At 68.1% G+C, this 20,782-nt stretch carries 18 protein-coding genes; 2 read left to right on the top strand and 16 right to left on the bottom strand.

All coding sequences use genetic code 11. From position 1 onward, the window contains the following. Positions 1-25: 25 nt before the first annotated feature. The 9 genes from LRH25_RS03445 to LRH25_RS03405 form a co-directional block, all read right to left on the bottom strand. On the bottom strand, positions 26-1,060 hold the full coding sequence (locus LRH25_RS03445; RefSeq protein ID WP_141289392.1) for an AAA family ATPase: 1,035 nt from the start codon (positions 1,058-1,060) through the stop codon (positions 26-28). Beyond that, positions 1,057-1,644 (bottom strand): nicotinamide riboside transporter PnuC, encoded by a 588-nt coding sequence (pnuC, locus tag LRH25_RS03440; RefSeq protein WP_141289391.1) that lies wholly within the window; start codon positions 1,642-1,644, stop codon positions 1,057-1,059. The genes LRH25_RS03445 and pnuC overlap by 4 nt, the downstream gene beginning before the upstream one ends. Continuing rightward, positions 1,641-3,011, bottom strand: coding sequence for an AMP-binding protein (locus LRH25_RS03435; protein ID WP_231010175.1), 1,371 nt, complete (start codon positions 3,009-3,011; stop codon positions 1,641-1,643). Before LRH25_RS03435 ends, pnuC begins: the two co-directional genes overlap by 4 nt. Beyond that, positions 3,008-3,880 carry a hypothetical protein gene (locus tag LRH25_RS03430; RefSeq protein ID WP_231010174.1) on the bottom strand — a complete coding sequence of 291 codons (873 nt, stop codon included), beginning with the start codon at positions 3,878-3,880 and terminating at the stop codon, positions 3,008-3,010. The genes LRH25_RS03435 and LRH25_RS03430 overlap by 4 nt, the downstream gene beginning before the upstream one ends. Before the next feature lie 74 nt (positions 3,881-3,954). Beyond that, complete coding sequence (locus LRH25_RS03425; RefSeq protein WP_141290618.1) at positions 3,955-5,310, bottom strand: sigma-54-dependent transcriptional regulator; 1,356 nt, start codon at positions 5,308-5,310, stop codon at positions 3,955-3,957. Then, positions 5,307-7,181: a sensor histidine kinase gene (locus LRH25_RS32970; RefSeq protein ID WP_231010173.1), complete on the bottom strand. Its 1,875-nt coding sequence runs from the start codon at positions 7,179-7,181 to the stop codon at positions 5,307-5,309. Before LRH25_RS32970 ends, LRH25_RS03425 begins: the two co-directional genes overlap by 4 nt. A gap of 7 nt (positions 7,182-7,188) precedes the next feature. Continuing rightward, entirely contained in the window at positions 7,189-8,115 is a 927-nt protein-coding gene (locus LRH25_RS03415) for a LysR substrate-binding domain-containing protein (RefSeq protein ID WP_231010172.1), read from the bottom strand. 6 nt (positions 8,116-8,121) lie between these two features. Then, on the bottom strand, positions 8,122-9,057 hold the full coding sequence (locus tag LRH25_RS03410) for a 2-hydroxyacid dehydrogenase (RefSeq protein WP_231010171.1): 936 nt from the start codon (positions 9,055-9,057) through the stop codon (positions 8,122-8,124). A gap of 44 nt (positions 9,058-9,101) precedes the next feature. After that, positions 9,102-10,943 (bottom strand): ABCB family ABC transporter ATP-binding protein/permease, encoded by a 1,842-nt coding sequence (locus tag LRH25_RS03405; protein WP_141285767.1) that lies wholly within the window; start codon positions 10,941-10,943, stop codon positions 9,102-9,104. 46 nt (positions 10,944-10,989) lie between these two features. On the opposite strand from LRH25_RS03405, the gene LRH25_RS03400 reads away from it, so the two are divergent. Together LRH25_RS03400 and LRH25_RS03395 are read left to right on the top strand one after the other, a co-directional pair. Continuing rightward, positions 10,990-11,427 (top strand): acyl-CoA thioesterase, encoded by a 438-nt coding sequence (locus LRH25_RS03400; protein WP_141285765.1) that lies wholly within the window; start codon positions 10,990-10,992, stop codon positions 11,425-11,427. Between the two features lie 38 nt (positions 11,428-11,465). Further along, on the top strand, positions 11,466-12,554 hold the full coding sequence (locus tag LRH25_RS03395; protein WP_141285763.1) for a zinc ribbon domain-containing protein: 1,089 nt from the start codon (positions 11,466-11,468) through the stop codon (positions 12,552-12,554). On the opposite strand, the gene LRH25_RS03390 is transcribed toward LRH25_RS03395, so the two are convergent. From LRH25_RS03390 to LRH25_RS03360, 7 genes are all read right to left on the bottom strand, one after another. Then, positions 12,551-12,958, bottom strand: a complete 408-nt coding sequence (locus LRH25_RS03390) for a hypothetical protein (RefSeq protein WP_141285760.1) — start codon at positions 12,956-12,958, stop codon at positions 12,551-12,553. The genes LRH25_RS03395 and LRH25_RS03390 overlap by 4 nt on opposite strands. A gap of 71 nt (positions 12,959-13,029) precedes the next feature. Then, positions 13,030-13,803: a hypothetical protein gene (locus LRH25_RS03385; RefSeq protein ID WP_141285758.1), complete on the bottom strand. Its 774-nt coding sequence runs from the start codon at positions 13,801-13,803 to the stop codon at positions 13,030-13,032. A 78-nt stretch (positions 13,804-13,881) separates the two neighbouring features. Next, complete coding sequence (locus LRH25_RS03380; protein WP_141285756.1) at positions 13,882-14,646, bottom strand: enoyl-CoA hydratase; 765 nt, start codon at positions 14,644-14,646, stop codon at positions 13,882-13,884. A 70-nt stretch (positions 14,647-14,716) separates the two neighbouring features. Next, positions 14,717-15,916, bottom strand: coding sequence for an acetyl-CoA C-acyltransferase (locus tag LRH25_RS03375; RefSeq protein ID WP_141285754.1), 1,200 nt, complete (start codon positions 15,914-15,916; stop codon positions 14,717-14,719). Between the two features lie 135 nt (positions 15,917-16,051). Next, positions 16,052-18,433, bottom strand: coding sequence for a 3-hydroxyacyl-CoA dehydrogenase/enoyl-CoA hydratase family protein (locus LRH25_RS03370; RefSeq protein WP_141285752.1), 2,382 nt, complete (start codon positions 18,431-18,433; stop codon positions 16,052-16,054). 18 nt (positions 18,434-18,451) lie between these two features. Next, the gene (locus tag LRH25_RS03365; RefSeq protein ID WP_141285750.1) at positions 18,452-18,892 is read right to left on the bottom strand and encodes a DUF2147 domain-containing protein; all 441 of its coding nucleotides are present in this window, start codon (positions 18,890-18,892) and stop codon (positions 18,452-18,454) included. Between the two features lie 89 nt (positions 18,893-18,981). Beyond that, positions 18,982-20,769, bottom strand: coding sequence for an acyl-CoA dehydrogenase C-terminal domain-containing protein (locus LRH25_RS03360; RefSeq protein ID WP_141285748.1), 1,788 nt, complete (start codon positions 20,767-20,769; stop codon positions 18,982-18,984). Positions 20,770-20,782: the final 13 nt, after the last annotated feature.

The following is a 20,782-nucleotide window of genomic DNA, read 5'->3' as shown; positions in this document are numbered from 1 at the left end:
CGGCGTGACGCCGCCGGCCCGGCGCTCAAGCCAGAGAAGCGAGGGCTGCATCCACCTGCTGCAGGCGCTGCGCGACGCTGCCGCTGGCGCGAAGCCACGGCCCCGACTGTTCGGCCAGGCGCGCCTCGTACCAGGCCTGCTGCTGCAGCCGGAAACCGGCCGGCTGGCGCGTGCCGTCCTGCTCGAAGGCAATGTCCGGCTCGCACAGCACCGTGAGCGCATAGCGGCGCCCGGCCAGCGCCTGCAGCGCTGACGGTTGCGCGCCGAACATCCAGCCGGCGTAGCCCAGCGTGGTCAGCGGCGAGGTGTCGCAGAACAGCAGGCGGTTGGCATGGCCCGCCGCCTCGTCTTCGCGCTCGACCTGGATGCGGCCGATGTCCAGCAAGTCCTGCAGCGCCAGCTCGCCGCCGCAGGCCAGCCAGCGTTCGCGGCCGTATTCGGGCACCCAGCGAGTCTCATGCCGCTCGGCCAGCGCCTGCGCCAGCATGGTCTTGCCGGTGGACTCGCCACCCAGCAACACCACGCGCTGCACGAAGTCCCGGTAGACCTGCGGGTGCAGCCACTCGCGGTGGGCATGCACGTCGGCGCGGATGCGCGTCGCGCTGATCGGTCGCGCACTGCGCGCCGGGTCCACAGAAACTGGCGCCACCGCATGGCCCAGCGCCTGACTGAGCACCGCCGCGCAGGGCTGCAGGTAGGCCTCGCTGGCGAACATCGCGTCGGGCCGCAGGTCCAGCGGGGCGGTGAGCAACCAGGCCAGGTAGGCCTGCTGCTGGGCATCGGCCGCGGCGTTGCCCGGCATGGGCTGGAACGGCAGGCCGCGCGCCTGGCAGCGGCGCTGCACGTCCTCGTCGTCGAGCTGGATGTTGAGCACTTGCGGAAAACGCCGCTGCAGCCAGCGCTCGCGCCGCGCCCGGTCGCACCCAGCCAGCACCGGCTCGCTGTAGCCCAGCACCAGCACCTGCTCGCAGCAGGCCAGCGCGTGCGCGATGACCAGTTCATGCCCGAGGTGCAGCGGCGAGAACTTGCCGACCACCAGGCCGAGTCGGAACCTCGTCATGCCAAAGCCGGCGCGCGATGCTGCAGCCGGTGCCAGCGCCACCAGCCGTACCAGGCGTTGAGCCAGAACAGCGTGTAGAGCCCAGCAGTGAGAAATAGCCCGCGGCTCAGGTACAGCGGCACCGACAGCGTGTTGACCACCAGCCAGGCGGGCCAGGTCTGGTGATGGCCGCGCATCAGCAGGACCTGCGCGATCACGCTGGTCACCAGCACGGCGGAATCCCAGAACGGCGCGTAAGCCTGCGTGAAGCGCTGCAGCAGCGCGCCATAGGCCAGCGCCACCACGAGACCGGCTAGCACCATGCCCAGCAGGCTGCGGCCTGCCAGCGCCTGCCGCTGCTGGGTGGCGGCAGGCCCGCCGGCGCGCTGCCATTGCCACCAGCCCGAAGCGCTGGTGGCGATGAAGAACAGCTGCAGCGTGAGGTCCGCATACAGCTGGTTCTGCCAGAACAGCCAGCCAAACAGCGCGCTGCCGATGATGCCAGTGGGCCAGGTGGCCACGCGGGCCTGCGCAGCCAGCAGCACCGACAGCGCGGTGACGAGGTTGGCCGCCCATTCCAGCGGCGAGAGGTCGGCAAGGTTCATCGGGATGGGGGTGAGAGTTCGCTGGTGTATTGACGCACCTTGTCCTCTGCTTGCAGCGGCAGGACGGTCAAGGGCCAGTCGCCGAGCAGACCGGCGATGGTGGGCGCCAGTTCGGGGCTTGTCGGGCCGGCCACACGCAGGCACAACCCGCCGTTGGCCGCCTGGTGAAGGGCGTAGCGCTGCAGGTCGAAGCGCCGCAGCGCCTGCGTCAGCTCGACGTTGTTGACCCACGCGCCGCTGCGTGCGAGGAAGCGCACCGGCGGGCGGCCCTGCAGGTCGCGCAGCGTGGGACCGAGGGTGGTCATGACCAGGCGCGCATGGTCGCCGGTGCGGTAGCGCAGCAGCGGCAGGCAGGGGTTGAAGCCACCGCTGAGCGTCACCTCGCCGAGCTCGCCCGGGGGCAGCGCGCGGCCGGCCTCGTCCAGGATCTCGACGAACAGCCGCGGTTGCAGCAGCACAAAGCCTTGCGCGGCTTGAACAAACGCAGCAATCGGCCCGGCCTCGTTCATCGAATAGACGTCCACCACCGGGCAGCCGAAGCGTGCGGCCAGGCGGTTCCGCTGCCCGTCGGACATGGCCATTGACGTGGACAGCAAGGCCTGCGGGCGGTGTTGCATGGCCAGCGTGGCGAGCTCGTCCAGCGACACCGGGTCGCCCGAGATCAGCTCAGGGGCCATCGCATCCAGGTAGGTCGCTCGGTCGGACGCGTGGTGCCATTCGCCCGGATGCAGGTTGATCTTCGCCAGCCCGCATTCGCCGCGCAGCGGGTTCACCGAGACATAGGTGAAGCAGCGCTGCTGGAAGCCGGCCAGCACCACGCCCACGTCGCCCTGCCCGGCCTGCAGCCGCACGCCATGCAGCGCCAATGCGCGCTCGTGCAGGGCTGCGTAGCTGGCCGCGGTGGCGGGCGTGGACGGCACGCGGATCGGGTGGCCTGTGGTGCCGCTGGTGGTGAAGCAGATCAGGTCCGGGGACTGCAGGTGGCGCGGGACGTGACGCGCCAGGTCGGCCTGCAGGTCCGCCCGCGAGGTGGTGGGCAGCGCCTGCCAGCCGTGGCGCAGCGCCGCGAGCGACGGCCAGGCCGCCACCGACGCCTGCTGTCGCAGCCACCAGGGCCACAGCCAGGCGGGCGGCGCGCCGTGCACACGCGGCTGCACGCCCGCATGGCGCAGGAAGGCATGGCGCGCGCGCTGCGCCCATTGCACGGCGGGGGTGAGCCGGTGGCCGCTGAAGTCCCGGAAGACCGGCGCGGCGGGATGCGCGCGCAGACGTCGCAGCATGGCCTCGCCGGACGGCGTGAGCCCGGGCAGGCGCGCTGGCGAGGTCAGCTCGCGCCACTGCTGCTCCGGCGACAGCGTGGTGCTCATTCCCGTGTGTACTTGTCAGCGCCTTCCTGGGCTGCCTGTGCGTCCAGGTAGGCCTGCAGGTCGGAAGCGCTGGCTGGCGGGGCGGCGGCACGTGCCGCCTGCGCCGCCGCCATCCCCGCATCGGCCGCGGCCCGGCTGGCCTGCGCCTCTGCCACGATGGCCGGCAATCGCAACCACCAGTGCAGCCAGCAGGCGGCGGTGACGGCCAGTGCCAGTGCGGTGCAGCCGGCCAGCAGCGGCGCGCCGAGCTGCCAGGTGTCCAGCACACGGCCGAGCAAACCGAACACCGAACCGGCCAGGATGGGCAGCGCAGCGTAGCCCCAGGAGCCAAGGCCGAACAGCAAACCCATCACCAGCATGGCGGCCAGCACCCAGACCGGCAGCGCCAGGCCGGCGGGCTGCACAAAGAAGTACCCCAATCTCAGGCCCAGCGCCAACAGCGCCAGCCAGGCGCCCAGGCCCGCGACGCGGCGCATCCGGGGCCCCAGCACGGGCTGCACGTTTTGCGCGATCAGCGTGATGGCGATGAAGGGCAGCAGCAGCCACCAAAAGAGCCACGGCCAGCCCGGCACACCCGCCACCCAGCGCAGGCTCGCCACCGCCAGGGCCTGGCCCTGCAGCAAGGCCATGAGTGCCGCCCCACCCGGCTTGGTTGGCAGCAGCAGCCAGCCGCTGAGGTGCAATTCCACCGCGGTGACGAGCAGCAGCAAGGCGCAGCCCAGGTGCCAGCGCCTGCCAGTCGGTTCCGGCGAGACCAGCGCCAGGATCGCGATGCCTGCGGCCAGGGCCGCGCAGAGCTGGCACAGCCAGCGCGGCGGCAGGCCAGGCTGTTGCGGCAGGAACACCCACAAGCCCAGCAGGATGGCCATGAGGCCGCACGCCATCCCACTGCGCCGCCGCCATGGACTCATCGCCGACCAGGCCAGGTTCAACCGACTCAGGCTCATTCGGCCGCCGGCTCGCTGTTCAACCCGTACTTGCGGATCTTGTCGTTCAGCGTGGTCTTGGGCACGCGCAGCGCCTGGGCGGTGCGGGCGATGTGGCCGCCCTGGCGCTGCAGCGCCTCGCGAATGAGGCTGCGCTCGAAGTCCTCCACCGTCTCGGCAAGAGACAGGCTCTGCGGCGGTTGGGGCTGGTCGGCCGCCACGCCGCCCAGCACTTCGCTGTGCACGCCGAGCACAAGGCAGTCGGCCACGTTGCGCAGTTCGCGCACATTGCCGGGCCAGTCATGCGCCATCAAGGCACGCAACTGCGCCGGGCTCACCTCGGGCTGCGGCAGGCCGTAGCGGCTGGCGGCCAGCAGCAGGAAATGTTCGAGCAGCAGCGGGATGTCCTCGCGGCGCTCGCGCAGCGGCGGCAGCTCGATGGTGACGACGTTGAGCCGGTAATAGAGATCGCTGCGGAAGGTGTTCTGTTTCGCACGCTGAAGCAGGTCATCCTTGGTCGCGGCGACCACGCGGCAGTCCACCGAGACGCGCTCGTTCGAGCCCAGGCGCTCGACCACGCGGTCCTGCAGAACGCGCAGCAGCTTGACCTGGACGCCCAGCGGCATGCTCTCCACCTCGTCCAGGAACAGCGTGCCACCGTGGGCATGCTCGATCTTGCCGATGCGGCGCTTGGCTGCGCCGGTGAAGGCGCCGGCCTCGTGGCCGAAGAGCTCGCTGTCGATGATGCTGTCGGGCAGGCCGCCGCAGTTCAGCGCCACCAGCGGCGCCTTCTGCCGGCCGGACAGCTCATGCAGCGCCTGCGCCACCAGCTCCTTGCCGGTGCCGGTTTCGCCCTTGACCAGCACGTCCACCGCCGAGCCGGCGACGCGCGAGACCAGCTGCCGCACCGCGGCCATCTGCGGCGAGCGGCCCACCAGCTTGGCCACCCCGCCTTCCTTGCGCGCCAAGGCTTGCCGCAGCGAAAGCACCTCCAACGTCAGCGCACGTTTTTCCAGCGCCCGCCGCACCACTTCGACCAGCACCTCGGGCGAAAACGGCTTCGGGATGAAGTCGTAGGCGCCGCTGCGCATGGCCTCGACGGCCAGTGTCACGTCGCCATGGCCGGTGATCATGATGACCGGAAGGTCGGCGTCCAGCTCGCGGCAGCGGCGCACCAGCGACAGGCCATCGGCCCCGGGCAGCCGCATGTCGGTGACGACCACGCCTTCGAAGCCGGGCTGCAGCCGCGGCAGCGCGGCTTCCACCGATTCAACTGCCTCGACGCGCAAACCCGCGAGTTGCAGGGCCTGCTGGCAGCCCAGCTGCATCGGCAGGTCGTCTTCCACCAGCAAAACGGTGAGGGGCGCGGTCATGGGGTATCGTCAGGCGGCAACGGCAGGGACAGGCGGAAGCAGGCGCCGCCGTCGGCGTGATTGTCCGCCTCCAGCTCGCCGCCGGCCTCGCGGGCAATGTCGCGCGAAATGGCCAGCCCCAGGCCCAGGCCGACGCCGGCTTCCTTGGTGCTGAAAAACGGTTCGAACAGCCGTGCCTTGACCGCCTCGGCCAGGCCGCTGCCGCTGTCGTGCACGGTGACCCAGGCCTGTTCGCCCTGCACGCCCGCGGCCAGCCGCAGCACACGTTCCGGTGCATCGCGCATCGCATCCAGCGCATTGCCGATCAGGTTGATCAGCACCTGTTCCAGCCGGTTCGGGTCGCACCAGGCGAAGACCTGGCCGGGCGCGATGGCGTTCTGCACCTGCACGCATTCCTTGCGCAGCCGCTGGTCGTAGAGGAACAGCGCGTTGCCCAGCGCGACCGCCACGTCGGTGCGGGCTGGCCGGGCCTGCGACTTGCGCGCGAAGCCCTTCAGCGGCTCGATGATGGCGCCCATCTGGTCGGCCAGCCGGGCCAGGATGCCCAGGTTGCTGCCCACCGTCTCCAGCTCGCCGCGGCGCATGAATTCGACCGCGTTGGCCGACAGCGTGCGGATGGCCCCGAGCGGCTGCGTCAGCTCGTGCGTGATGCCGGTGGCCAGCTGACCCAGCGCGGCCATCTTGCCGGCGTGCACGAGCTCGTCCTGCGCGTTGCGCAGCGTGCGCTCGGCCTGCTCGCGGTCGCGCACTTCCTTGCGCAGCTGGCGGTTGGCGTCGCTCAGCGCCTGGGTGCGCAGCAGCACCTTTTCCTCCAGCTCGCGGTTGGCCATCAGCTTCTGGCGCACGATGCGGCGGCGCTGGTTGACCAGCACGCCCAGCAGCAGCAGGAAACCGGCGCTGACGGCCGCGAGGAAGCTGGCGCGCACGGCGTCCTGCCGCACCACTTGCAAGTCGGTGAACATCAGCAGCCGCCAATCCATGCCGTCCAGCGTGCGGCCCAGCACCAGCACGCCACGCGTGGCGCCGGGCCGGCTGCGCGCGCCCGCCTGGCCCAGGCCTTCGGGCAGCACGCCTTCGACGATCTGGCTGTCCTCGTCCACCCGCAGGTCCACCTGCAGCGGAAAGCGGGTGATGCGCTGCTCGCCGTAGAGGCGCGTCAGCTGCAGGTCCACGCGGCGGTCCAGCGCCAGGTCGGTCAGCGCGGTGTAGCGCCACTCAGGGCGCGAGGAGAGCACGACGACCTGGTTCGAATCCGCCAGCAGCGCCGGCGCGCCCAGCAGCGACCAGGCCTGGTTGACCGGCTCCAGGCTGATCTGGATCACCGCGACGCCGAGCACGCGCGCGCCGTCGTGCACCGGATGGGAGACGAAGTAGCCGGGCCGCCCGTCGCGCACGCCAATGGCGAAATGCCGGCCCACGCGGCCGGCCAAGGCTTCGAGGAAATACGGCCGGAACGACAGGTCTTCGCCCAGCACGGCCGGCTCGCTGGCGGCCAGCACCTGGCCGCGCTCGCCGAGCACGAAGACCGCTGCGCTGCCCAGGTGGGCATTGAGCCGGCGCAGGTAGCTGCTGGCCTGCGCGGCGCGGGCGCCGTCGCCCGGCTGGCGCAGCAGCGCCAGCACCTCGGGGTGCAGCTGCAGCGTGGCCGGCACGTATTCCAGCTGCCGCACCATGCCCTGCACCACCGAGGCGAACAGGTCCAGCTGGTGGTTGGACTCGGCTCGCAAGGCCTCGGTGCCCTGGCGCACGCTGGCACTGAAGCCGGCCCAGCCCGCCAGCACCACGATGGCCAGCGACAGCAGCGTGAGCAGCACCGGCCGCGCGGCGGCGCGGCGCTGCGCGGCATTCAGCTGCGGGGCGGGTGCGCTCACCGGTGGCTCAGCCGCTGCGCCCGGCCCGGTCTTTCAGGAAGGACCACAACTCCTCGGCCGCCGGCTTCACATGCCGGGCCGAGGCCGGCCGCTCGCGGTAGATGCGCACTTCCATCGTCAGCTCGAAGTCGCTGCTGCCGGCGGCCACCAGGCGGCGCGAGCGCATTTCCTTGCGCACCGAGCTGGCCGGCAGGAAGGCCAGGCCGTGGCCCTCGGCGGCCATGGCCTTCAGGCCCTCGGCCATGTCGGTCTCGTAGATCGGGTCCAGGTGCGGCGGCTGCGGCGCGTGCTTGATGATCTGCTCGACCAGGCGCGCCAGGTAGGCGCCGGAGGCGTAGCTGAGGAAAGGCACCGGCTCGCGCGCGGTGCCGGGCAGGCGGAACAGGGGCTGGCCGTCCGGCCCGGCCTTGGCATAGGGCGCCACGGTCTCGTGGCCCAGGCTCAGCATGTCGTAGCGCTCGGAGCTGAGCTGCAGCGGCTGGGTGGCGTGGTGGTAGGCGATCAGCAGGTCGCAGCTGCCTTCGGTCAGGCGCATCACCGCGTCGTGCACGTTCATCGCGATCAGCCGGCTCTTCAGTCCCTTGAAGTGCTGCTTGAGCTCCATCAGCCAGTGCGGGAAAAACGTGAACGCCATCGTGTGCGGCACGGCGAACTCGATCATGTCCTGCCCGGCCACCTGATGGCTGCGCATCATGTTGCGCGTGGCCTGCAGCGAGCCCAGCACTTCCAGCGCCTGGGCATGGAAGGTCTCGCCTGCGGGGGTCAGCCGCGTCGGGTAGGCCGAGCGGTCGACCAGGTCGATCCCGGCCCAGGCTTCCAGCGCCTGGATGCGGCGCGAAAACGCCGGTTGGGTCACATGCCTCAGCTGGGCCGAACGCGAGAAGCTGCGGGTTTCGGCCAGGCTGACGAAGTCTTCGAGCCACTTGGTGTCCATGGCCGATTATGGGATGGGCGTCACCACGCCCTGCCCGGAGAAATGCCCGTTGAGGTTGGCAATGAAGCGGTCCACCATGGCCAGCGCGGACTCGGGCGACTGGCCCCCGACGTGCGGCGTCAGCACCAGGTTCTGCTGCAGGTCCAGCAAGGGCTGCGGCGGCTCGGGCTCGCTCTCGTAGACGTCCAGCCCGGCGCCGGCAATGCCGCCGCTGCGCAGCGCAGCGGCCAGCGCCTCGGTGTCGACCAGGCTGCCGCGGCTGATGTTGACCAGGTAGCCCTGGGGGCCCAGCGCGGCCAGCACTTCGGCGTTGACCATGTGGTGCGTCTCGGGCCCGCCGGGCGCGGCCAGCACCAGCACTTCGCACCATTCGGCCAGCGCCAGCGGGCTGTCGAAGAAGCGGTGCGCCAAGCCTTCGCGCGGGCGGCGCGCGTGGTACCCGACGGGCATGTCGAAGCCGCTGGCGCGCTTGGCAATGGTGCTGCCGATGGCGCCCAGGCCCACCAGGCCCAGCTTCTTGCCGGTGAGTTGCGGCAGCATGGGCAGGCTCTCGCGGCGCACGCCGCTGCGCGCAGCGCGGTCGTTCTGCGGCAGCTGGCGCACGCAGGCCAGCAGCAGCGCCATCGCCTGATCGGCCACCGAGTCGGCATTGGTGTTGGCGCCGTGGCCGAGCGCGATGCCGCGCGCGCGGGCCGCTGCCACGTCGATGCGCTCGTAACCCACACCCAGCGCGCAGACCAGTTCCAGATGCGGCATGGCCTGCATTTCCTCGGCCGTCAGGCCGATGGTGCCGATGGTCAGCACCGCGTTGATGCGGGCGCCGTGTTCGGCAATGGCCGATGCGCGCTTGGCACGGGGCGCGTAGATCAGCTCGCAGTGCGCCGCGATCATCGCGCGGTGCGCGTCGGACAGGGCATTCAGCATCAGCACAACGGGTTGCATCGCTCCGCTCACTCCAATTGAAAAAGGGACAGGAATGGAAACCTTCAGAGCACCACCGGCGCTGCCTCGCTGCGGTGCTGCAGCGTCCACATGCGGGCATAGCGCCCGCCCTGGGCCAGCAGGGCTTCGTGGTGGCCCCGCTCGACCACGCGGCCGGCCTCCATCACCAGGATCTCGTGCGCGTCGACCACGGTGGACAGCCGGTGGGCGATGACCAGCGTGGTGCGGCCCTCGGCGGCGCTCTTCAGCTCGGCCTGGATGGCGCGTTCGTTGGCCGAATCCAGCGCCGAAGTGGCCTCGTCGAAGATCAGGATGGGCGGGTTCTTCAGCAGCGTGCGGGCAATGGCAATGCGCTGCTTCTCGCCGCCGGAGAGCTTCAGCCCGCGCTCGCCCACCGTCGTCTCATAGCCCTTGGGCTGGGCCGCGATGAAGCTGTGGATGTGGGCGGCGCGCGCCGCGGCTTCGATCTCTTCCTGCGTGGCGCCGGTGCGGCCGTAGCCGATGTTGTAGCCCACGGTGTCGTTGAACAGCACCGTGTCCTGCGGCACGATGCCGATGGCCCGGCGCAGGCTGTCCTGGGTGACCGCGCGGATGTCCTGGCCGTCGATGGTGATGCGACCGCCACCGGCCTCGCTGACGTCGTAGAAGCGGTACAGCAGCCGCGCCAGCGTGCTCTTGCCCGCACCGCTGGCGCCGACCACGGCCACCGTCTTGCCCGCCGGGATCTCGAAGCTCAGGTCATGCAGGATGGGCCGCGCCGGGTCGTAGGCAAAGCGCACGTTCTCGAAGCGCACCGCCCCGCCGCGCACCTGCAGGTCCTGCGCGCCCGGCGGATCCTGCACCTCGCGCTCGCGCTCCAGCAGCTTGAACATCTTGTCCAGGTCGGTGATGCTTTGCTTGACCTCGCGGTACAGCACGCCCAGGAAGTTCAGCGGAATGTAGAGCTGGATCAACAGCGCGTTGACCATCACCAGGTCGCCCAGCGAGCGGTGGCCGTCCACCACGCCGGAAGTGGCCCGCCACAGCATGGCCAGCAGCGAGGTCGCGATGATCAGCTGCTGGCCGGTGTTCAGCATCGACAGCGTGGTCTGCGACTTGATCTGCGCGCGGCGGTAGGCGTCCAGCCCGCGGTCGTAGCGCTCGGCCTCGAAGTCCTCGTTGTTGAAATACTTCACCGTCTCGTAGTTCAGCAGCGCGTCCACTGCCCGGCTCTGGGCCTTGGAGTCCAGCTCGTTCATCGTGCGGCGGTACTGGGTGCGCCATTCGGTGACGCTGACGGTGAAGACGATGTAGCTGGCCAGCGCCGCCAGCGTGATCCAGACAAAGCCGGCGTCGAACTGGGTGCCCAGCAGCACCATCGCCAGCGTCAGCTCCACCAGCGTGGGCAGGATGGTGTAGAGCGAATACGAGATCAGCGACTGCAGCGCGCGCGTGCCGCGCTCGATGTCACGGGTCATGCCGCCGGTCTGCCGCTCCAGGTGGAAACGCAGGCTGAGCGCATTCAGGTGCCGGAAGGTCTGCAGCGCGATCTGGCGCGAGATGCCGTGCGTGGCCTTGGCGAACACCAACTCGCGCAGCTCGCCGAACACCGAGGTGGCCAGCCGCAGCCCGGCATAGGCCAGCAGCAGCGCCACCGGCACCACCAGCAGCGCGCGCCGGTCGCCAGCCGGAATGGACAGGCTGTCGACCATGTGCTTGAGCAGCAGCGGCACGCCCAGGTTGGCCACCTTGGCCGAGATCAGGCAGCCCAGCGCCAGCACCACCCGCAGCTTGTACTGCCACAGGTAGGGCAGCAGGCGCTTGAGCGTGGCCCAGTCGGAGCGCTCCGGGGCTGCACCGGCCGCAGGTGCAGGGGGTTCCGACAGGGCAGAGGAAGCGCGGCGCATCGTGAAACAATCCAGCGAGATGTATGTCGATTCAAAGGAACCTTGCATGAGCGCAGCTCCCACGCCTTCCAGTGTGCCCCAGGCCGGCACGCCGGGCTTGCCGACCGATCAAACCCTGGTCATGCGTGTGATGCCCATGCCGGCCGATGCCAATGGCAACGGCGACATCTTCGGCGGCTGGATCATGGCCCAGGTGGACCTGGCCGGCTCGGTGCTGCCGGCGCGCATTGCCAAGGGCCGCATCACCACGGTGGCGGTCAACGAGTTCATCTTCAAGCAGCCGGTCTCGATGGGCGACCTGCTGAGCTTCTACGCCACCGTGACGCGCATCGGCCGCACCTCGGTGACGGTGCGCGTGGAGGTGTTCGCCGAGCGCAATCCCAGCAACCTGCAGGTGGTGAAAGTGACCCAGGCCAATCTGACTTACGTGGCCATCGACATGAACGGCCAACCGCGCGAGATCCCCAAGCCGCTGGCCGAATGATCCTGCACTGACGCTGCACAACCAACACGAGACACCCCATGTTCAAGAGCCTGCGAGTTCCGGAGCGCGCGTTTGCGCTGTTGATGTGGATCGTGTCGCTGGTCTTCGCCAGCTTCCTGATCGGCCTGGGTGGCAAGCTCATCGGCGACCTGCCGCAGGTCGAGCCCAGCCTCAGCGTCGAGCAGTTTGCCGACGCCAACACGCTGGCCGCCGAGCGCGAGCAGATCAAGGACCTGGACGAGCGTGAGCGCGCGCTGGGCGAAGACGCGGAGCAGGTGCGGCTGCAGATGACGGCCGCCAACAGCGCCTACCAGTCGGCCCGCAATGCGCAGCAGAACTGGCTGGCCAGCCGGCAAGTGACCGGCGACGCGAGCCAGGACCCCGAAGTGAAACGCCGCGTGGCCGAGTTGGACCGGCTGAAGGACGCCGAGCGCAGCAGCCAGCAGAAGCAGGAAAAGCTGAACCAGGAGACGCTGGACCTGCAGCAGGCCCGAGACGCGCACCAGCGCCGGCTCGACACACTGCTGCACGACGCCAGCGGCGCCTACGAACAAGCCATGTTCCGTCAGGAGCTGCGCGTGTTCGGCCTGCGGCTGGCGCTGACGCTGCCGCTGCTCGTCATTGCCGCCTGGCTGGTGCTGAAGAAGCGCCGCAGCGACCACTGGCCGCTGATGCGCGGCTTCGTGCTGTTCGCCGCCTTCGCGTTTTTCTTCGAGCTGGTGCCCTACCTGCCCAGCTACGGCGGCTATGTGCGCTACGGCGTGGGCATCCTCTTGACCGGCCTGGGCGGCCACTACGCGATCCGCGCGATGCGCCGCTACCTGGCGCGCCGTGCCGCCGCCGAGCAGCAGACCGAGGTGCAGCGCCGCCAGACGCTGGCGCCCGAGGAAGCGCTGAAGAAGATGGCCGCCAACGTCTGCCCCGCCTGCGAACGCGCCATCCTTACCACCGGCGACGTCAAGCCCGACTTCTGCGTGCACTGCGGCCTCACGCTGTTCAACCGCTGCGGTGGCTGCAGCACCCGCAAGAACGTGTTCTTCCGCTACTGCCCGAGCTGCGGACTGGGAGCGCAGCCGGAAGCGACGGCCGCCGAGCCGCTGCCGGGCAATCCGTCCGTGGGTGTCTAGCTTTCGCCCAGCAAGGGTCGCTGGCCGTTCTCGAACCAGGCGGTGTCGAAACCGTCCTTGAGCAGCACGGTTCTTGTCGACGGCGCCCCGGGCACCTGGGACCTCGCGACGTACTTCACGAGCGTACCGGCATCCTCGCTCAGCAAATGGGTGATCCCTTCGCAATCGCACTGCGCGATCAGCTTGAAGTCGTCCTTCACCCGCACGCGGTCGTCCTCGGCATCACGCTGGAACTGCCGCACCAGGATGCCGCAACGCATCGCGTGATCAACATTGAACGGCAGCACGACAAAGTTGCGCAGTGGCAAATCGTTGATGGCCTGCTTGACCTGGAATTCCGAGATCACGATGCTGGAGAGGTACATCGGCACCTGCCGCTGCACGCATTCACGAAAGTAGCGCATCGCCACCTCATGATGAGGCCGCTGAGGATTGGCAAACGTGATCAGGAAGCTGGTGTCCAACAGCACGCTGTTCAAGACTCGCCCCCGCGCAGTTCGTCGACCCAGGCCACCGGATCTGCAACGTCCTTCCAGGCCGCAGCGCCGCGTTGAGCCAAGCGGGCCAACTGCTCCTCGTCCACTGTCGAGGCGTATTCGACGAACGCCAACAGGCGTGCGTTGCGCAGCTCGCGTGTCAGCACGTTGTATTCGGCCTTCACACGCAGCATGGCAGTCTTGTAAAGGCGATTGACCTTGTCGTCACGCAGCAAGTCTTTTTCGGTGCTCACAGTCAATGTGGAACCGTCGGGCAAGCGCACATGGGCGTTGACCTTGTTGGCGCCGCCCAGGTCCTGGATCTCGCCGCGGATGTAGCGCTCGACCTGAACCCATTGATCGGCATCGTCGGCACGGTAGTCCGTCTGGGCACTCACGACGACGGGCTGCGACAGAAACGGTGCAGAGATCCGATAGGCCAGCGCCCGGCTCTTGCGTGCCGCCTTCTGCCAGCGCTCCACCACTTCCTTGCGCCGGGCGTCCAGGCCATCCAGCAACTCACCTGTCAGCAGCGCTTGCAGGTCCTGGAAGAGCTTGGGGGCGGCCGGCAGCGGTGCCGTCTCGATGGCGAGCGAGCCGTCCCGAATCGCCACTTCGAGTTGCTGCGTGTCCACTTCGCGGCCATTGCCACGAAGAAAGGTCTGCACATCATCGGCAAAGCGGGCCAGATCGCCCAGGCGCACACGATCCGGCCTGGCCTCATAGCCGGCAGAACTGTCTACCAACGCGAGCGTGATGCGCTGTGCTTCCATGATCAGCCGATTCTAGGCGGGCGAGGCAAGACCGCCCGGCGAGTGGCTTCAGGTGCTCGCGAAGCCGGGTGCCTCAGTTCAAGAGAACTTGCTGAAGTCCGGCTTGCGCTTCTGGAAGAAGGCCTGGAAGGCTTCGGCGGCTTCGGGGCTGCGCAGGCGCTGGCCGAAGATTTCGGCTTCGCTGGCCAGGGTCTGTTTGACCAGCGCGCGCTGGCCGGCCTTCATCAGGCGCTTGCTGTCGCGCACGGCGCCGGGCGGCAGCGCGTTGAAGCGCTCGGCCATGCGGCGGGCATGGGCCAGCACTTCGCTGGCTGGCAGCACGGCGTTGGCAATGCCCATCTCCACCGCTTCAGCGCCGTTGAACGGGTCGCCCAGCAGCAGCTTCTCGGCCGCCTTCACATGGCCCAGCAACTGCGGCACCAGCAGGCTGGAGGCGTACTCCGGCACCAGGCCCAGGCTGACAAACGGCATGGCCAGGCGGGCTTCGTCGCTGACGTAGACCAGGTCGCAATGCAGCAGCAGCGTGGTGCCGATGCCAACCGCAGCACCGGTGACGGCGGCGATGACCGGCTTCTCGCAGGCTTCGAGCGACTGCATGAACTGGAACACCGGCGAGTCCAGGCCTTGCGGCGGGCGCTGCATGAAGTCCTCGATGTCGTTGCCCGAGGTGAAGATGCCGGGCTGGCCGGTGATCAGGATGGCGCGCACGGTGCTGTCGAGCTGCGCGTCGTTGATCGCGTCGGCCATGGCCTGGTACATGGCCTGGGTCAGCGCGTTCTTCTTTTCGGGGCGGGCAATCTCGATGGTGGCCACGCCGTCCACGATGGCCGTCTTGATGCTCATGGAAGTCTCCTGCGATTCCTGAATGAAAAAGGGCGACCCTGGTAGGTCGCCCTCAAGAGGATAAGCCCGATCAGAGCGCCTCGAAGATGCCGGCGGCGCCTTGGCCCGTGCCGATGCACATCGTCACCATGCCGTACTTCAGCTTGTGGCGACGCAGTGCATGCACCACGGTGGCGGCGCGGATCGCGCCCGTGGCGCCCAGCGGATGGCCCAGCGCGATCGCGCCGCCCATCGGATTGACGACATCGGGGTTCAGCCCGAGGTCGCGGATGACAGCCAGCGATTGCGCGGCAAACGCTTCGTTCAGCTCGATCCAGCCGATGTCCGACAGGCTCAGGCCGCCGTTCTTCAGCGCAGCGGGGATCGCGGCGATCGGGCCGATGCCCATGATCTCCGGCGGCACGCCACGGCTGGCGAAGCTGACGAAGCGCGCCAGCGGCTTCAGGTCGAACTGCTTGAGGATCTTTTCCGAGACCAGGATCAGCGCGCCGGCGCCGTCGGAGGTCTGTGAGCTGTTGCCAGCCGTGACGCTGCCTTTGGCGGCGAACACCGGGCGCAGCTTGGCCAGGCCTTCGAGCGAGGTGTCCGGGCGGGCGCCTTCGTCCAGGCTGACGGTGCGCACGTTCTTCGTGATCTCGCCGGTCAGCAGGTTGGGCACGCGCTCGATCACGTCGACCGGGCAGATCTCGTCGGTGAATTCGCCGGCGGCCTGGGCTTTCAGCGCCTTCTGGTGCGAGGCCAGCGCAAACGCGTCCTGGTCTTCGCGGCTGACCTTCCACTGGTCCGCGACCTTCTCGGCGGTCAGGCCCATGCCGTAGGCAATGCCGACGTTCTCGTCCTTGGTGAAGATCTCGGGGTTGAACGAGGGCTTGTTGCCACCCATGGGCACCATGCTCATCGACTCGGCACCACCGGCGATCATCAGGTCGGCCTCGCCAACGCGGATGCGGTCGGCAGCCATCTGGATCGCGCTGATGCCCGAGGCACAGAAGCGGTTGACGGTGATGCCGCCCACCGTGTGCGGCAGGCCGGCCAGCGCCACGGCGATGCGGGCCATGTTCATGCCCTGCTCGCCTTCGGGGAAGGAGCAGCCGATGACCGCGTCTTCGATCAGCGCCGGGTCCAGGTTGGGCACCTGGGCCAGGGCCGACTGGATGGCGCGCACCAGCAGGTCGTCGGAGCGGGTGTTCTTGAAGTAGCCGCGGCCGGACTTGCCGATGGGGGTGCGGCTGGCGGCGACGATGTAGGCGTCTTGCACTTGCTTGGTCATGTCAATCTCCTTGTCCTCTACCCTGGATCAGGGCGCAGACCATGTCTTAACCGGGTAGACGCCGCGGAACCGGCTTTGCCGGGCCGCTGGTGTCGCCCCCTTGAGGGGGAGCGGCGCTAGCCGCTCGGGGGTGGGTCAATTCCGGACCGGCTTGCCGGTTTGCAGCATGCCCATGATGCGTTCCTGGGTCTTGGGATGTTCCAGCAGCGCACAGAAGTGCTTGCGCTCCAGCGCCATCAGGTATTCCTCGGTCACCAGCGTGCCGGCGTCCACTTCACCGCCGCAGACCACGTCGGCGATCAGGCTGGCGATGTGGAAGTCGTGCTTGCTGATGAAGCCACCGTCGCGCATGCCGACCAGCTGGGCCTTGATGGTGGCGATGCCCATGCGACCAGCAACCGGGATCGGCTTGGCGACCGGTGCGCGGTAGCCGGCGTTGGCCATGGCCTTGGCCTGGCTGATGGCGATGTAGAGCAGCTCGTCCTTGTGCGGCACGACGATGTCGCTGTCCAGCAGGTAGCCCAGCTTCTTGGACTCCAGCGCACTGGTGCCGACCTTGGCCATGGCCGCAGCCTGGAAGCCTTCCTTCAGGAAGTTCAGCAGGTCCGCGCCGGCACCGGCCACCGCGTTTTCAGCGGCACGGCGGGCGATGTAGGTCAGGCCGCCACCGCCGGGGATCAGGCCCACGCCAACTTCGACCAGACCCATGTAGCTTTCCATCGCCACCACGCGCTGGCTGCAATGCACGGCCAGCTCGCAGCCGCCGCCCAGCGCGATGCCGCGCACTGCCGCAACCGTCGGCACGCTGGCGTAGCGCATGCGCAGCATCATGTCCTGCAGCTTCTTCTCTTCCGGTGCAATCCCCTTGGCACCCTTGGCCATGAAGACCGGCATCAGGGCTTCGAGGTTGGCGCCAGCGGAGAACACGTCGTCCGGCGACCAGATCACCAGGCCTTGGTAACTCTGCTCGGCCAGTTCCACAGCCTTGAGCAGGCCTTCCGTGACGGTCGGGCTGATCAGGTGCAGCTTGGCCGTGATGCTGGCGATGACGACTTCGCCGTCCAGCGTCCAGACACGCACTTCGTCGTTCTTGAACAGCTCGGTGCCGCTCTTGAGCGGATCCACCGCGCCGCTGCCCAGCACGGCTTCGGGGAAGTGCTGGCGACCGTAGACCGCGAGCTTGGAGACCGGCAGGTAGGTTGATTGCGCAGCCGACCACGAGCCTTCGGGCGTGTGCACGCCAGTGCGGCCGTCGAACACCCAGGCGGGCAGCGGCTCCTTGCAGAGCGCCTTGCCGGCTTCGATGTCGTCCTTGATCCAGCCGGCCACCTGCTGCCAGCCGGCTTCCTGCCACAGCTCGAACGGGCCTTGCTTGGCGCCGAAGCCCCAGCGCATCGCGAAGTCGATCTCGCGGGCCGAGTCGGCGATGTCCTTCAGGTGCACCGCGGCGTAGTGGAAGCCGTCGCGCAGGATGGCCCACAGGAACTGGGCCTGCGGGTTGGTCGACTCACGCAGCAGCTTCAGGCGCTCTGCGGCCGGCTTCTTGAGGATGCGGTCGACGATGGCGTCGGCCTTGCCGCCGCCCGGCACATATTCGCCCTTGACCGGGTCCAGGCGCAGGATGTCCTTGCCGACCTTCTTGTAGAAGCCGGCGCCGGCCTTCTGGCCCAGCGCGCCCTGCTCGATCAGCTTGGCCAGCACCGGCGGCGTGGCGTAGCTGCCGTAGAACGGATCGTCCTTGAGATTGTCCTGCAGGGTCTTGATGACGTGGGCCATGGTGTCCAGGCCGACCACGTCCGCGGTGCGGAAGGTGCCGGAACTGGCGCGGCCGAACTTCTTGCCGGTCAGGTCGTCGACCACGTCGTACGACAGGCCGAACTGCGCGGCTTCATGGATGGTCGCCAGCATGCCAGCGATGCCCACGCGGTTGGCGATGAAGTTGGGCGTGTCCTTGGCGCGCACGATGCCCTTGCCCAGCGTGCTGGTGACAAAGCCTTCGAGCTGGTCCAGGTAGCTGGCCACGGTGGTCGGCGTGGGGATCAGCTCGACCAGGCTCATGTAGCGCGGCGGGTTGAAGAAATGGATGCCGCAAAAGCGCGGCTTGATCTCTTCAGGCAGCGCTTCGCTGAGCTTGGTGATCGACAGGCCAGAGGTGTTGGACGCGACGATGGCGTGCGGCGCGATGAAGGGCGCAACCTTGGTGTACAGGTCCAGCTTCCAGTCCATGCGCTCGGCGATCGCCTCGATCACCAAGTCGCATTCCTTGAGCAGGTCAAGGTGCTCTTCGTAGTTGGCCGGCGTGATGCGGGCCGCGTCTTCCGGCACGCCCAACGGCGCCGGCTTCAGCTTGGCGAGATTGGCAATCGCCTTCAGCGCGATGCCGCTTTTAGGGCCCTCTTTGGCCGGCAGGTCGAACAGCACGACCGGCACCTTGACGTTGACCAGATGGGCGGCGATCTGCGCGCCCATCACGCCGGCGCCCAGCACGGCAACCTTGCGAACCTGGAACCTGCTCATTGCTTCTCCTTGTGTGTCTTATTCGACACGAATCCATGTTTGGGTGCGGCCGAACAGCGGCGCACCGATGTAGCCCCGGACTTCCAGTTTCTTGCCACCGTCGACGGGCTTGAGCCGGACCTTGTAGACCTTGCCGTTGTTCGGATCGAGGATGTCGCCCCCGTCCCACAGCTCGGCGTCATCCGGGTTGTGCTTGACGGCTCGGATGATGGTCATGCCCATGATGGCCTGGTCCTTGCGCTCGTCGCTGCACTTCTCGCAGACGGCGTTGGCCTTGGCCGGATCCATCAGCTTCTCGATCTTGCCACTGAAGATTCCCCCGTTGTCCGTCACGCGCACCAGCGACTTCTCGGTCTTGGTTTCGTCGTCGATGGTCTTCCACAAACCGGCCGGCGTGGCCTGTGCGGATGCGGCCGCCGCAAAGGCGGCCAGTGACAGGGCGATCAGGGTGTTCTTCATCGGTTTGTCTCCAGGACAATGGCACGGTGGCCGGGGGTGATGCGGCGCCGCTCTGCGGCGGCGCTCGGTGGCTTCTGGAACCTGTGACTTTAGAAAAGGGCCTCGTCCATCTCCAGCGGGGCCAAGCCGGCCCGGCAGGTGCGGATCAGGCTGGCCGTTTCAGGCAGCAGCTTGGCGAAGTAGAAGCGCGCGGTGATCAGCTTGGCCTTGTAGAAGGGGTCGCCCGAGTTCTGCCTTTCCAGCGCGACCTTGGCCATGCGAGCCCACATGTAGGCGAACACCAGGTGGCCGACGACGCGCAGGTAGTCCACCGCCGCGGCGCCCACTTCGTCGGCATTGCCCATGGCCTTCATGCCGACTTCCATCGTCAGCTTGGTGACCTTCTCGCCCAGGTCAGCCAGCGGGTTGACGAATTCCTGCATCTCTTCGGAGATACCTTCGTCTTCCACAAACTGGGCCACCATCTTGCCCAGCTTCTTCATCTTCTTGCCGTTGTCACCCAGGATCTTGCGGCCCAGCAGGTCCAGCGACTGCACGGTGTTCGTGCCTTCATAGATCATGTTGATGCGGGCGTCGCGCACGTACTGCTCCATGCCCCATTCGTGGATGAAGCCATGGCCACCATAGACCTGCATGCAGTGCGAAGTGGCAATCCAGGCGTTGTCGGTGATGAAGGCCTTGATGATGGGCGTCAGCAGCGCGACGGCGTCCGCCGCTTCGGCGCGCACGGCCTCGTCCGGGTGGTGCAGTTCCTTGTCCAGCTGGACCACGGTGTAGGTGGCCAGCGCGCGGGCGCCTTCGGCATAGGCACGCGCGGTCAGCAGCATCTTGCGCACGTCGGGGTGCACGATGATGGGATCGGCCGGCTTGTCCGGTGCCTTCGGGCCGGACAGCGCACGCATCTGCAGGCGGTCCTTGGCATAGGCCACGGCGTTCTGGTAGGCCACTTCGGTCAGGCCCAGCGACTGGTTGCCAACGCCCAGGCGGGCGGCGTTCATCATCACGAACATGGCTTGCAAACCCTTGTTCGGCTGGCCGACCAAGGTGCCGACGGCGTTCTCCAGCACCAGCTGCGCGGTGGCGTTGCCGTGGATGCCCATCTTGTGTTCGAGGCCGGCGCAATAGATGCCGTTGCGCTCGCCCAGCGAGCCATCGGCATTGACCATGAACTTCGGCACGACGAACAGCGAGATGCCCTTGGAGCCGACGGGCGCGTCCGGCAGGCGGGCCAGCACCAGGTGGATGATGTTGTCCACCATGTCGTGTTCGCCGGCCGAGATGAAGATCTTCGCGCCGGTGATCTTGTAGCTGCCGTCGGCCTGCGGTTCGGCCTTGGTGCGCAGCAGGCCCAGGTCGGTGCCACAGTGCGGCTCGGTCAGGCACATGGTGCCGGTCCACTCGCCGCTGGTCAGCTTGGGCAGGTAGGTCTGCTTCTGCTCGTCGGTGCCGTGTGCGTGCAGCGCTTCATAGGCGCCGTGCGACAGGCCCGGGTACATGGTCCAGGCCTGGTTGCCGCTGTTGAGCATCTCGTACAGGCACTGGTTGACCGTGTGCGGCAGGCCCTGGCCGCCGTATGCCGGGTCGCACGACAGCGCGGGCCAGCCACCTTCGACGTACTGCTTGTAGGCTTCCTTGAAGCCCTTGGGCGCGCTGACTTCGTGCGTGGTCTTGTCCAGCGTGCAACCTTCGGCGTCACCGCTCAGGTTGATCGGGAAGATCACCTGCGAGGCGAACTTGCCGCCTTCTTCCAGCACCGCATTGATGGTGTCGACGTCCACCTCGGCAAAGGCCGGGATCTGCTTGAACTCGCTGGCGACATCAAACAGCTCGTGCAGCACAAACTGCATGTCGCGCACGGGTGGGTTGTACTGGGGCATGGAAGTCTCCTGA

The sequence above is a fragment of the Ideonella azotifigens genome (genome assembly GCF_021043325.1).
Lineage (GTDB): Bacteria > Pseudomonadota > Gammaproteobacteria > Burkholderiales > Burkholderiaceae_C > Ideonella > Ideonella azotifigens.
Note: the sequence above shows the minus strand (reverse complement) of the source record. Positions and strands in the feature narration are given on the sequence as shown.